Source organism: Leptodesmis sp., assembly GCF_052746595.1.
Genome location: NZ_JBRAGO010000009.1, coordinates 1 through 12651, shown reverse-complemented (window position 1 = coordinate 12651; position 12651 = coordinate 1). Strand labels below are relative to the sequence as shown.

The 12651-nt window shown below is 49.5% G+C and carries 12 protein-coding genes; 3 read left to right on the top strand and 9 right to left on the bottom strand.

Features of this window, described 5'->3' with window-relative positions; genetic code table 11:
* Positions 1 to 62: 62 nt before the first annotated feature.
* The 3 genes from ACUVQO_RS03315 to ACUVQO_RS03305 all read right to left on the bottom strand — a co-directional run bounded on the left by ACUVQO_RS03315 (position 63) and on the right by ACUVQO_RS03305 (position 3864).
* Positions 63 to 1418, bottom strand: a complete 1356-nt coding sequence (locus tag ACUVQO_RS03315; protein WP_445924473.1) for a sensor histidine kinase — start codon at positions 1416 to 1418, stop codon at positions 63 to 65.
* Between the two features lie 178 nt (positions 1419 to 1596).
* Positions 1597 to 2400 carry an ABC transporter ATP-binding protein gene (locus ACUVQO_RS03310; protein WP_445924472.1) on the bottom strand — a complete coding sequence of 268 codons (804 nt, stop codon included), beginning with the start codon at positions 2398 to 2400 and terminating at the stop codon, positions 1597 to 1599.
* 222 nt (positions 2401 to 2622) lie between these two features.
* On the bottom strand, positions 2623 to 3864 hold the full coding sequence (locus tag ACUVQO_RS03305; RefSeq protein WP_445924471.1) for an FtsX-like permease family protein: 1242 nt from the start codon (positions 3862 to 3864) through the stop codon (positions 2623 to 2625).
* Positions 3865 to 4239: 375 nt separating this feature from the next.
* On the opposite strand from ACUVQO_RS03305, the gene ACUVQO_RS03300 reads away from it, so the two are divergent.
* Positions 4240 to 4596, top strand: coding sequence for a hypothetical protein (locus ACUVQO_RS03300; RefSeq protein ID WP_445924470.1), 357 nt, complete (start codon positions 4240 to 4242; stop codon positions 4594 to 4596).
* Positions 4597 to 4712: 116 nt separating this feature from the next.
* On the opposite strand, the gene ACUVQO_RS03295 is transcribed toward ACUVQO_RS03300, so the two are convergent.
* On the bottom strand, positions 4713 to 6071 hold the full coding sequence (locus tag ACUVQO_RS03295; RefSeq protein ID WP_445924469.1) for a lipid-A-disaccharide synthase: 1359 nt from the start codon (positions 6069 to 6071) through the stop codon (positions 4713 to 4715).
* Between the two features lie 88 nt (positions 6072 to 6159).
* On the opposite strand from ACUVQO_RS03295, the gene ACUVQO_RS03290 reads away from it, so the two are divergent.
* Both ACUVQO_RS03290 and ACUVQO_RS03285 read left to right on the top strand, forming a co-directional pair.
* Complete coding sequence (locus ACUVQO_RS03290) at positions 6160 to 6687, top strand: GNAT family N-acetyltransferase (protein ID WP_445924468.1); 528 nt, start codon at positions 6160 to 6162, stop codon at positions 6685 to 6687.
* A gap of 68 nt (positions 6688 to 6755) precedes the next feature.
* Complete coding sequence (locus ACUVQO_RS03285) at positions 6756 to 7235, top strand: peptidoglycan-binding domain-containing protein (protein ID WP_445924467.1); 480 nt, start codon at positions 6756 to 6758, stop codon at positions 7233 to 7235.
* A gap of 142 nt (positions 7236 to 7377) precedes the next feature.
* Here the strand turns inward: ACUVQO_RS03285 and ACUVQO_RS03280 are convergent, their stop codons facing one another.
* From ACUVQO_RS03280 to ACUVQO_RS03260, 5 genes are all read right to left on the bottom strand, one after another.
* Positions 7378 to 7569, bottom strand: a complete 192-nt coding sequence (locus ACUVQO_RS03280; RefSeq protein WP_445924466.1) for a hypothetical protein — start codon at positions 7567 to 7569, stop codon at positions 7378 to 7380.
* A gap of 11 nt (positions 7570 to 7580) precedes the next feature.
* Entirely contained in the window at positions 7581 to 7859 is a 279-nt protein-coding gene (locus ACUVQO_RS03275) for an HU family DNA-binding protein (RefSeq protein ID WP_233748283.1), read from the bottom strand.
* Between the two features lie 262 nt (positions 7860 to 8121).
* Positions 8122 to 9729, bottom strand: a complete 1608-nt coding sequence (gene ndhD1 / locus ACUVQO_RS03270; RefSeq protein ID WP_445924465.1) for a photosynthetic/respiratory NAD(P)H-quinone oxidoreductase subunit D1 — start codon at positions 9727 to 9729, stop codon at positions 8122 to 8124.
* A gap of 351 nt (positions 9730 to 10080) precedes the next feature.
* Positions 10081 to 12183 carry an NAD(P)H-quinone oxidoreductase subunit 5 gene (locus ACUVQO_RS03265; RefSeq protein ID WP_445924464.1) on the bottom strand — a complete coding sequence of 701 codons (2103 nt, stop codon included), beginning with the start codon at positions 12181 to 12183 and terminating at the stop codon, positions 10081 to 10083.
* A 264-nt stretch (positions 12184 to 12447) separates the two neighbouring features.
* A partial coding sequence (locus tag ACUVQO_RS03260; RefSeq protein WP_445924463.1) for a thioredoxin family protein occupies positions 12448 to 12651 on the bottom strand: 204 nt, incomplete at its 5' end.

Below are 12651 nucleotides of genomic sequence, written 5' to 3'. Positions count from 1 at the left end.
TCTCAGCACTGAATAAAAGATGGAGAAAGCCATGCTTTGGAAGGGGGAAATAACCGCTCATGTCATGATTCCTGATCTATTTGAGACTGGGGCAAGCGGATTTGCAACCATGCTCCTCCAGTTTCGGGATGGTTACTGGCTGAGACTTGTCCCCGATGGGCTTCCACGATGTGCTTGACGATCGCCAAACCCAAGCCGGTACTGTTACCCGATTGCCGAGAGGAGGTAGCGGTAGCAAAATCGTTAAAGGACGATGGCTCACGGGATTTGGGATCGAAGCCAGCAATGCCATGACGGGTACGGGAGGGATCAGCCCGATAAAACCGTTCAAAAACGAAGGGCAAAGCGCTGTCTGGAAAGCCGGGGCCAGCATCAATGAAATCCAACTGAATCTCTGGTATTGGCGCTGATTCAACCGCTGACTGAAGCTGCAATCGAACTTGAATTTTTTGGTGAGGCGGACTGTATTTAATACTGTTGTCAAAAAGGTTGATAAACGCCCGGTAGAGCCATGCTTCATCCCCCTGAGTTACTAACTGGTCTGGGCCAATGTAATCTAATTGGACTTGTTTGACTCGGGCTAAAGGTTCCAGACTCAGCCATGCTGAATGAATTAATGGCACCAGATCAATTAATTTACAGGTCAGACGAGCCGTGGAGTGCGACTGCAGTTGGTTCAGGTCGAGCAGATCCTGGACTAAATTGCTGAGACGGATGGTTTCCTGCAACAAGCGGCCAATCCATTCCCGACCTGAAGAATCGACCTGGCTTTGTAGGGTTTCAGCCACTAAGCGGATCGAGGTGAGGGGCGTTTTCAATTCATGGGCCACATCGGAGATCCAACGATCGCGCTGCTGGGCCAATTTCACTGTTTCCTCACGGCTTTCTAAAAATATTGCAATACACCCCTCCGCCAGCGGAAAGCCGTATCCCCGCAGAGGTCGGGATTGCTGCTGCGACAACTTCGTGAAATTGGCATTGACAGGGTGGAACAACCACTCACTTTGACAGGGTTTCTGAGCCTGACGGGTTTCCTCCACCAGGGCATCTAATTCATAGGAACGCACCAGTTCCAAGAGTAAACGTGGGGTTGTGGCCTGGTAGTTTTGCAGACTGAGTAATTCACAGGCTTTGGGGTTACAGGAGAGTAACTGATTATCCTCATCCACCTGTAAGAACCCGATCGGAGCGACCTGAATCAGGTACTGCAAATCCTGCAGATCTTGCTCCAGATGCCGGTGGGCCTGCTGATAGGCGGCGATCGCCTGCGTTAACCGGGAGGTAGAAGAAAACGGTAAACTGAGCAGATCGGGGCGAAGTTGCTGCACAATCCGTCGGAGTTTCAGATTCAGGCGCAGCCAATACCAACCGAAAAGGGCTAACCCAACACCTAGTCCCAGCAGAAACCCTACATTCATAGTTTTTTGCGGCTCGACTTCAGCCGGGATTTGCTCCTCGCTGGCAACCTTAACTTAATTAGTGACCAGATATGGATGAAAGCAGAATCACCGCTATTTTAAGCCCATAGCTATGCAAACGGTATTTCGTAGAGATATTCCGTCAGAACATCTCTATAAAATAAAGTAAAAACAATTACTAGCCCCTGATCTCGATTTCCTTGCTGCTGAGGATTCCATCTTCTAAGTAGGCTACATGGTCTGCCACGTCTACAAGGCGGGGATCATGAGTCACAATTAAGACGGTGCGACCCCCTTCTTTAGCCAGTTGGCGCAGCAGTGCAATCACGGCATGGCCACTGTGGGAATCCAGGGAAGCAGTCGGTTCGTCGGCCATGAGCAATTTGGGATCTCCAGCCAGAGCACGGGCGATCGCCACCCGCTGCTTTTGACCACCCGACAAATCACGGGGCAGGTAATCAACCCGGTCTGCCAAACCCACTTGAGCCAACAGTTTCTGTGCCTGACGACGCATTTCCCGACCATGAAAACCTTTCATCCGCAGGGCAACTTCTACATTCTCAGATGCTGTTAGCGCAGGAAAGAGATTAAACCCCTGAAAGATAAAGCCAAGGTTATGCAGGCGAAATCTTGCCAGAGCATCTTTAGAGAGAGTGGTAATTTCTTGCCCCAGGAGGCGCACACTACCAGAAGTAGGAGTCAATATTCCGGCCAGAATCGACAAAAGCGTTGTTTTACCTGAACCAGAAGGCCCCATCAGAAGCTGGATATCCCCTTGAGAAATATCCAGATTGATGTCTTTGAGAACGGGAAATACATCTGCTTCCGAGCGAAACACCATGCTTACATCACGAGCCACAACTGCTTGCTTGGTTGCCCATTCTCTAACTCCCAGACTAGATAGAGGTTGTTCAGCAGTGACAATTACTGAAGGCTCTAGGCTTTGAGCATAAGTAGAAATGTTGATTTGAGAAGCCGTCATTCGTTTATTCGTTGGATGCTTTTAAATGATACAGAGACACACGGAAGTGGGAGGAAACCAAAACAAACCGTCACTTAGAAAGTTTTTGAACTTGCATAGAATTTGGACTGAAGAAGAGCAGTTTGAGTTCAGTGTGAGAGCAGTCGATGAACCAGATGTTAACTAGTGTAACGAGAATACCAGAATACCAGCCATTTACCTATGCCGCTTGAGGGGGCCAAGTCAGGCTTTAAAGACAATGGCGGGGTCTACATGGGTCACCTTCTGGATGGCAAAGAGAGCAGAACCAACACACATGACGACTGTTACACCCAACACCGCGATCGCGGTTCCTGGGGTAATCAGAATCATGATTCCTTTAGCGGCCACCGTCCAGGAACCTAAGACTAGACAGAGAACCATACTGGGGATATATCCTAGAATCGCCATCCAAAGAGCCTGTTCCGTAATTACGCGATAGATTAGCCAATCTGACGCGCCCATGGCTTTGAGAGTTCCAAACTCCTTGAGATGGTCAGACACCGATGAATACAGAATTTGACTAACGACGACCATCCCCACCACCACTCCCACTGTTGCGCCCAATCCCAAAATGAATCCGACCCCCGTTCGCTTCCGCCAGTACGTGCGGGTGATATCTGCCATCTCGGTTTTGGTATAGGCACGCACCCCCGAAAGGTTTTTCTCCAATCGCTGCTTCAATTGCTGTAAGTCCTGTCCTGGTTTCGCTTTAACCAGTACGAACGTGATGGGGTCAGCTAAATTGAGTTGCTTTGGTGGCGGAGGGGAGGCCAAAGTTTGAGAACTTGGTGTAAAACTGCTGACACAATCCAGGTTTTCTGACTTGAGGGAGCAATTGACAGAGGAACTCAGCCCTGCACTACCATAGGCATTGGCCGTTTCCAGGGAGGTATAGAGGTAGGTAGCAGAAGCCATAGATTGGGTGTCTTCACTTAAACCGACCAACTTGGCAGGCAAGGGACCAATACTACCGGATTGCCCTATTTTTTCCAGTCCTAATGCCGCCAAGTTGCTGCGATCGGTAATAAAGGTGTATGGCTTGTTGAGACTATCCAAAGACCCCTGGGCTAATTTCCAGCCCGCAAATAAAGTACCATTAGGATTAAAACCATAAACCCGCGCTGGGGCAATATTCCCACTGGGATCAAGCCAAAGTGTGGGGCGATTGATCAAAGCTTCTGCCCGCTCCACACCCTCGACCTTACGGGCCTGAATTAACTGATCCAAAGGAATGGGCAAATTGACTTCTACATGGAGCAGGTCTTTTGATCCTACCCACACATCCGCATCCGATTGTTCAATCAGTCGCGTAGTCGAGCGACTAAATCCATCCAGAATGCCCACTTGAATCGTCACCAGACTGACAGCAAACATGATCCCAGTCTGTGCAACAAGAAAACGGGGAATATCTTCAAACAGATTCTTGCGGGCGATCGAAGCCATAGCTTAGTCAATGAGGATATTACTACCTTAGAAAATTCTCAAAGTTAGCGAAACGGTACACAGGATGATAGTCTTCGTTTCTTGATTCATCCATCCGTAAGGGGACTCATTTTTATGCTCTACCAATGGCTCTAGTCAGGCAGCAAAGCGTTCTTTAAGCCAGTGCCTTGGAAAGCTGAACTTTTTCTTAAGAGAAATCATAATCTGAATTGGGATAAGGGCTACCCTGAATGGTTAAGCTCTTGCATCCGACGCTTAATTTCTGTTTGAGAATTCTTAGCTTTTCGTTAAGATGTTCTACCAGAAAACGTTCATCCTATTCTCCTAATTCCGTCGCCAGCGTTACTCGTGTTCCTGAACGACCTATTCCCATTTTTGGCTCATGTCAACCCAACCGCGATCGCGGGTACCAGTTTGTGGGCACTAGCTCTTTATCTAGGGTTGTTTCCCCTAGGCGAATGGGTCAGCTATCAACTCAATCGCTGGTTTAACTTTGCTGAACGTAGTCTTTATACCTCTGCTGAAGAGTTTGAACGTACTCGTAAAGGGCGCGAATCCCAAAATGCTTTCTATGCCTCACTGTTCAGCATCTTTCCCTTCTTAGCGTTGGGGATTTTTTGCAATCTTTGCGTTGAGTTTACCCTGGGCGATAGTTGGACGATCGGTATGGGGTTACTAGCCTGTGTGGGATGTGGCATTTATGAACTAGGTCGTCGAGATGGAGCACCATGAGGAAGTTTTGAGTTCTAAGTTTTGAGTTAGGAATTAAACTTTGTCAAAGTCTAGAACCGTAGTTTCTCTAATCAAAAAATGACCGTTCTCTAGCTGGGCTTGGTTTAGGCAAAGCTTTAAAGTTTTTCCAGTTCCTCAATCACGAGTTGTACCAGTTTGTGGGCCGCTCCGGGTTCGCCTCGAACAGCTCGTAATTCATCACTCATAACTTGCAAGTGTTCAGGATGATCGAGATAGGCGATCGCCCTTTTGGCCACTTCTGCTGGCTGTAGAGCACCAACTAACTCTGGCACAATTTCTCGCTTAGCCCAAATATTTGGCCATGCGAGCAACCCCCTGCGGCGAATGGCCAGCCAGTTAATCGGCCTTGCCAGTAAAGCACCAATTCCTGGCAGATTTACCAGCAGACCGGGTATGCCATCCCAGGCCCGCATGATATCCAGTTGCTGGGTTGGCAGTAGTACGATCATGGGCACGCCTAAAGCCCCTAATTCCGCTGTATTGGCTCCGATCGTGGTCAGACAAAGGCTGCACTGGGATAACAGGTCATAGGCCGGAAATCCTGTCCACAGACTGACTTGCACCCCAGCAGGTGTTTTCAAAACGGGTAATTGTTCTGCTGGCAGCATTAATTCTCCCCCAACCCATCCCAAGCGTTGAATCATTGGATTCTTGGTGGGGTCAGCATAAGCAGCCAGGTCTTTAACAGACAGGGTCGGAGCCACTGGAATGACAAATTGCACATCCGATCGAGTCATGTAAATATGTTCCGCGATCGCCAGTGTTAGAGGCACTCCCAGGATTAACTTCATAGGCTTGGAGCCGGGAAGCAAACCGATAAGAGGGGATGAGGAGGTGATGGGGGGATGGGGGGATGGGGTGGTGACTAAATCACTCTCATCATCCCATCTTCTTATCATTTCACCCGCTCCCCCATCTTTCTCACCTCCCCCACTCCTCCACTCTTTCACTCTTCCACTCCCCACGCCTGCTTCTGCCATCAAGTCGCCAACGACGGAAAACTTGTGAGCATACCTGGGAGCAACCCGATTCAGAATCTCGGCATTCATCACACCAAAGCGATCGCCCCAGGCATGCCAGCGAGCTTCCCATTCGGCATAAATCACGGTGCGGTAGCCAAGACGTTTGGCAATCACAATTGGAAAGAACTGATCACCACCCAGGAACAAGACAACGCCGCGCGATCGCCAGTCCCAATTGGCGTGAGTTTTGCCAAACAGAAGAAAGGGGAAAAAGTGCTCGGCTCCCTGTACTCGATCCACTTCGGGAAAGCGTTGGGCGATCGCCACTTCCTGACCGCTGGCATTGGCACAGGGAGACAAAATAATGGAAATGCGTAACAGGGCGCGATCGATCGTCAATTGTCGCCGCAATTTTTTGACCACAGGCTGTACCCAGGTAGACAACTCCCCTGGCCCATTAGACAAAATCAAAATATCAACGGGGTAATTCACGCACCCAAATTCCTCCCCTGACTTGAGTACAATACAAGCACCTCACCCATCATCTCAAAACCCAGATCCCCATCAGGATTAATCATGTATGGCTCTTTCATCCAGTCGAATTGTGCTACGTGCGGCTCAACGTGAAGATAGTGAAATCATTTTCACCTTGATTCAAGCCTTAGCCGATTACGAAAAGTTGTCCCATGCAGTAACAGGTACGCTAGACGAATTACGGGATCATCTGTTTGGTGCTCGTGCTTATGCCGAGGTGATTCTGGCAGAAGTAGACGGTCAGGTTGTGGGCTTGGCGCTGTTTTTCTATAACTACTCCACCTTTCTGACGAAGCCAGGGATTTACCTGGAAGATTTGTTTGTTTTACCGGCATACCGTCGTCAGGGAATTGGCAAAGCCCTCCTGAGTTATTTAGCAGAACGGGCGGCGCAGGAAGGCTGCGGACGTTTGGAATGGAGCGTGCTGGATTGGAATGCATCCGCGATCGCCTTTTACCAGCGCATGGGAGCCGAAATTTTACCCGACTGGCGGATCTGCCGGGTGACAGGAACAGCTCTGGAACGGTGGGCAATTGTGACAGACAGCAGTAATGAAGGTGTGGATGAAATTTAGACCGTTGAGTTTGAGTAGACACTGAAGAGTGAATAGTGGATATTGAGTGAAGCACCAAGCATGTATCTATGAACAAAATTCAGAAACCCATCAACGCGACGATTAACTCTTTGACAACAGGGCCAACCCTGCGACCGTGGGATGTGGAACCAGAGGTCGTGGAGTTGCAGGAATTATTGCGGGCACATGGCTTTCGGTTGAGTGTAACAGGAGAGTTTGATAGTCGCACAGAGGATGCGGTGATGATCTTCCAACGACGGCAGGGGATGCGAGTGGATGCGATCGTTGGGCCAAAAACCTGGGCCGCTTTGAAAATGAATGTGAAACCCGGTACTCGCATTCTGCGCAAAGGGCTAACTGGTGCGGACGTATACGAACTACAAGGCTTGCTGCAAGTCAATGGTTATCCGGTGCGACGGGATGGCTTTTTTGGCAACGAAACCAAACAAGCTGTGCTTAATTTTCAACAACGGCACAAGTTAAGGGAAAACGGAGAGGTCGATCAAGTGACTTGGGGAGTTTTACAAAATGGGCCAGGCAGTCGCTAAGCGCCCAAAGTTAGGGAAGCCGGAAGTTGCGATCGCACCCATTGTCGACAGGTTTTCATGATGGTGCTACGGCCTGCTGCTGACTAAGAAACATCATGAAGCAGAATTCCTTGGCCCTCCGCCTTCTGACTTTCATTATCGGTCAGTGTGGCCATAAATTAATGTGACAGGCTTCTCTACTGTCAAAACCTGCCACATGACCAGGAATCGTTCCTGCATAAACACTTTCGTCGTCAGAAGCCTCTGAAATCAGAGATAGACGCTCCCCTGGTAGAGGCTTCATGCCAAACATTCGCAGGGCGACGGCGTGAGGATGATCTCCGCCAATCAGCACCAGATTCTACACTACTTGCCAACAACCTTGTCTTTGAATTGTTTTCCAGCACTAAAAGCCGGAACCTTGGTCGCTGGGATTTTGATGGGTTCACCAGTAGAAGGATTGCGGCCTTCTCTAGCCTGACGTTGCCGTGCTTCAAAGGTACCAAAGCCCACCAGCGTTACCTTATCTCCACTAGCAACGGTGTCTAGAATTACTTCCAGCATCGCTGTCAAGATTGAGTCTGCATCTTTTTTAGTAACGTTTGCTTTCTCAGCTATTTTGTCAACCAGTTCGCCTTTGTTCATAACCGAAAATCCTTAGAACAGTTGCTGTGATTATACTTGAGGCTTTTGAAAGTGCAACAGTTTTCAAGGTTTTTGGCTCTAATTTAGGAATAATTAAAGATATGGAGCGATCGCCTAAATCTCTAAAAGCCTTATGTCACAGACATTCCAGCAAATCAGCAGGGAACTGGTACCCCGTGATCTTCATTAAGAAATACTCAATAGTAGTCTGAATCTATTCGTCAAGAAACCGGATTTCTGGCCAGAAACCCGGTTTCTCAGGTTATTCCGGTAAATGCACGATCGCCGGAGCCTGTATAAACTCCGCACTAAACGGTTGGAGTGACACCGCTTTTGCCGGAGCTTTAGCCGCCAGACTGGGCACACTTGCTCGCAACTGCTCGGTCAGTTGAATCGTTTTGGCATCGTAGATCTGGGTCAGGAGTTTGGGATAGAAGCCAATGCCAATAATGGGCACCAACAGGGCGCTGATGATGAACACTTCACGCGGTTCGGCATCCACCAACACTTCATGGGAGGTGAGTTCCTTATTCTCCGGCCCATAGAAGATTTCTCGCAGGTTGGAGAGCAGGTAAATGGGAGTCAGGATCACGCCCACTGCCGCCAGCAGCACCACAATCACCCGGAAAGGAAGACTGTAAGCATCGCTGGTCGCAAAGCCAACGAACACCATCAGTTCCGCAACAAATCCACTCATGCCCGGTAGAGCCAGGGAAGCCAGGGAACAGACTGTCCACATGGCGAAAATTTTCTTCATCTTCTGCCCTACGCCACCCATTTCATCCAGCATCAGGGTATGGGTGCGATCGTACGTCGCGCCCACCAGGAAGAAGAGGCTGGCCCCAATCAGGCCGTGAGACACCATTTGCAGCAACGCCCCGCTTAAACCCAGATCAGTGAAGGAGGCAATCCCAATCGTGACAAAGCCCATGTGGGAAATGGAGGAGTAAGCAATTTTCCGCTTCAGGTTCCGTTGAGCAAAGGAGGTGAGCGCCGCATAAATAATGTTGACTACCCCTAGAATCACCAGGGCAGGCGCAAAGTAAGCATGAGCATCGGGCAACATGCCAGCATTCATACGAATCAGGGCATAGCCACCCATCTTCAGCAGAATTCCCGCCAGCAACATATGAACAGGAGCGGTGGCTTCCCCGTGAGCATCCGGTAGCCAGGTGTGGAGCGGAATAATCGGGAGTTTAACGGCGTAGGCAAGCAGCAACGCGGCATAAATCCACAGTTGGAAATTGAGAGCCATATCTTTGGCAGCCAGCGATCGCATATCAAACGTGACCGTATCGCCGTAAAAAGCCATTGCCAACCCTGCCACCAGGATGAACAGTGAACTGCCTGCGGTGTAGAGAATAAATTTAGTAGCGGCGTACTGCCGTTTCTTCCCACCCCAGATCGCCAGGAGCAGGTAAACCGGAATCAATTCCAATTCCCAGGCCAGGAAGAAGACAATCATGTCCTGAACGGCAAACACCGCAATCTGGCCCCCATACATCGCCAGCATCAGGAAATAAAACAGCCGCGGTTTGAGGGTCACGGGCCAAGCGGCCAGAATTGCCAGGGTGGTAATAAATCCCGTCAGGATGACCAGCGGCATCGATAGCCCATCCACGCCAACAGACCATCGCAAATCCAACTGCGCAATCCAGGAATAGCTTTCTACCAGTTGTAGATCTGGACTGGAGAAATCGTAATAGTTGTAAAAGGCGTAAACAATGACAGCAAAATCGATCAACCCAACGATCAGCGCAAACCAGCGAACGGTTCTGCCATCCTTATCGGGTAGAAAGGGAATGAAGAGAGAGGCCACGATCGGAAACAGGATGATGAACGTCAGCCAGGGAAAGTTAGCAGTCAACATTTGAGTTCTTGCAATTTATGAATTCGTTCTGAGACAGATTTACTAAGCCAAGTCCAGCTAGCAAACTGGCACTTCCTTGCAGAAAGAAAATAGTTCTGAACTTGGACAGGATTTAAAGGGTTAGGAAAGGGGTAAGAGGTATGAGAAGGGGCGCAGCATTTGGTGATCAAGCTGTAATCAACAGTGAGTAACCCCAAATACTCCGCCCCCAGTATGCTGGACAAAATTGGAATGGTACCAGGAGTATGAACTAAATAACGCTGAACTTTGTATGGGCGGGTCTAGCAAACCAGACTGTCTGATGCAACCACCTGGCGGCAAAATCCACCCCTCCCGTGATTTAATCCCAGATTAGGACATTACGCCAGAGAAGATCACTAGGCCCAAGACGGCTGCAAACACAATCAAGGCATAGAATTGAGCGCGGCCATTTTCAAGGTATTTCAGACCTTCCCCTGTGAGCAGAGTAATCAACCCGGTCAGGTTCACCACTCCATCCACAACCTTATAGTCCACTTCCAGTACCTGGCGAGCCAAGCGGCGGCTTCCCTGGACAAATACAACGTTGTAAACATCATCGAAGTACCACTTGTTCTTGGACAGTTGATACAGAACTGGGATTTTTTCCGCGATCGCCGCTGGGTCAATCTTGTGCCGCAGATACATCAGCGAAGCCAGAGTAATTCCGATCAGGCTGATGCCCACCGAATTGCCAGCCATTACCAGGAACTCATTCAGTTCCTCGGCAGGTAGGTTGTGGAATCCAGGTTGCAATGCCTCAACCACTTCTCCAGGAGGATGAATAAAGGCTTCAAAATAATTGTGGAAGGGTGTACCTGCCAGACCAATCAGCATCGAAGGAATGGCCAGAAGAATCAGCGGTAGTGTCATGGACAGTGCAGATTCATGGGGAGTGCTGCTGTGACCATGCGATCCGTGAGTATCGTGAGCGTCGTGGTTGTCTGCGATCGGATCCACTAGCAATTCCTGGGGATTCATCGCACCTGGGCCGAAAGCAAGACCAGCCGCCTGCAGTTGTTCCGCCTTGATCTGGTTCGCAATACCCACATCCTTGCCCCGGAATTGTCCTTCAAAGGTGGTGAAATACATCCGAAACATATAGAAGGCAGTGATTCCAGCCGTTACCCAGCCAATCAACCAGAGGGTGGGATTGGCTGCAAAGGTTAATCCTAAGATTTCATCCTTTGACCAGAATCCGGCAAAGGGTGGAATTCCAGAAATCGCCAACACGCCAATGAAAAAGGTTACGGCTGTAATCGGCATATACTTCCGCAGACCACCCATCATCCGCATATCCTGCGCGTAAGCCGGATCATGACCGACGACCCCTTCCATGCCATGAATAACTGAACCGGACCCCAGGAATAACATGGCTTTAAAGTAGGCATGAGTCATCAGGTGGAACATTCCGGCACTGTAGCCGCCTACCCCCATAGCCATCACCATGTACCCCAACTGGGACATCGTGGAGTAAGCCAACCCCTTCTTAATATCGTTTTGGGTAATGGCTATGGTGGCTCCCACAAAAGCGGTGCAAGCTCCCGTCCAGGCAATCACATTCATAGCCGTCGGGATTTCTTCAAACACCGGGAACATCCGGGCAATCAAAAATACTCCGGCTGCCACCATCGTTGCCGCATGGATCAGGGCGGAAATGGGAGTAGGGCCTTCCATTGCGTCTGGCAACCAGACATGCAGGGGAAGTTGAGCAGATTTGGCGACTGGTCCCAGGAATACCAACACCGCAAACAAAGCGGCGATTGCGCCACTTAAAGCACCGGATTCGACGAGTTGCTGCAGCCGTTCTCCGATCGTGCCGAAGTCAAAACTGTGGGTTGCCCAGTAAAGACCTAAGATGCCCAGTAACAGACCAAAGTCGCCTACCCGGTTGGTGACAAACGCTTTCTGAGCTGCATCAGCGGCAGCTTTTCGGTCATACCAGAACCCGATCAGCAGGTAGGAACACATTCCCACCAGTTCCCAGAAAATATAGACCTGTACAAGATTGGGGCTAATCACCAGTCCCAACATAGAGGAACTAAACAGGCTCAGGTAGGCATAAAAGCGAACGTAGCCAGGATCATGCGCCATGTAGCCGTCGGTGTAGATCATGACCAGAAACGCTACGGTGGTCACAATCACCAGCATCAGAGCAGACAGGTTATCGATGACATACCCCATACTGAGGTGGAAATCTCCTGCCGCTGCCCACTCAATCATCTGAGTGTAAGGGGCATGTCCCTGGAACTGATTCCAGAAGATGGCAAAGGAGAGCACCATCGCAAATCCCATCACTGAAACGACGAAAATAGCTGATAGTCGTCGCAGGCTGTTCGTCAGCTTACTGAAAGAGATCAAACCCACGCCAATCAGTGCAGCCGCCAATAGGGGCAGTACAGGGATTAGCCAGGCGTATTGATATAACATTTCCATTGATTATGGCCGCGTAAAAGTTCTTCACGGAATTGGAAAAACCGCTTACATTGTGACACAAGCTTGCCAGGAAACTGTCAAGAGTGACCACAAGATTTCAGCTTCCAGGAACAGTTTTCCAAGAATGCGATCGCAAAGATACATTTCTAGATCGAACAAAACTCATCCGAGAAGGATTTTAAGATTTATTTCGTGTTTTACCAGGAAAGCGTCAAAGCTGTCCCGCCCCTGCGGAAGGTATTAAGGATCGTCAGGGTAGCTGGTCTACTTAGTAGAACTGGAGGCCCATAGAAAACTGGGAACCCATTTTGCCAGTTCTCCCCAAAGCACTTCTCGCTTGTGCATGCCTTCCATCCGGTGCAACAGTTCTCCTTTTTCAAAGAAAAGGAGGGTGGGTAGGGTAGTAATTCGGTAATGGCTGGTTAATTTGATATTTTCGTCGGCATTAATTCGAATCAGTTTCAGAGG

Excerpts from the sequence above, each read along its gene's own strand:
- ACUVQO_RS03315 (WP_445924473.1), bottom strand. The coding sequence starts at position 1,418 with ATGAATGTAGGGTTTCTGCTGGGACTAGGTGTTGGGTTAGCCCTTTTC.
- ACUVQO_RS03310 (WP_445924472.1), bottom strand. The coding sequence starts at position 2,400 with ATGACGGCTTCTCAAATCAACATTTCTACTTATGCTCAAAGCCTAGAG.
- ACUVQO_RS03305 (WP_445924471.1), bottom strand. The coding sequence starts at position 3,864 with ATGGCTTCGATCGCCCGCAAGAATCTGTTTGAAGATATTCCCCGTTTT.
- ACUVQO_RS03290 (WP_445924468.1), top strand. The coding sequence starts at position 6,160 with ATGGCTCTTTCATCCAGTCGAATTGTGCTACGTGCGGCTCAACGTGAA.
- ACUVQO_RS03285 (WP_445924467.1), top strand. The coding sequence starts at position 6,756 with ATGAACAAAATTCAGAAACCCATCAACGCGACGATTAACTCTTTGACA.
- ACUVQO_RS03275 (WP_233748283.1), bottom strand. The coding sequence starts at position 7,859 with ATGAACAAAGGCGAACTGGTTGACAAAATAGCTGAGAAAGCAAACGTT.
- ndhD1 (WP_445924465.1), bottom strand. The coding sequence starts at position 9,729 with ATGTTGACTGCTAACTTTCCCTGGCTGACGTTCATCATCCTGTTTCCG.
- ACUVQO_RS03265 (WP_445924464.1), bottom strand. The coding sequence starts at position 12,183 with ATGGAAATGTTATATCAATACGCCTGGCTAATCCCTGTACTGCCCCTA.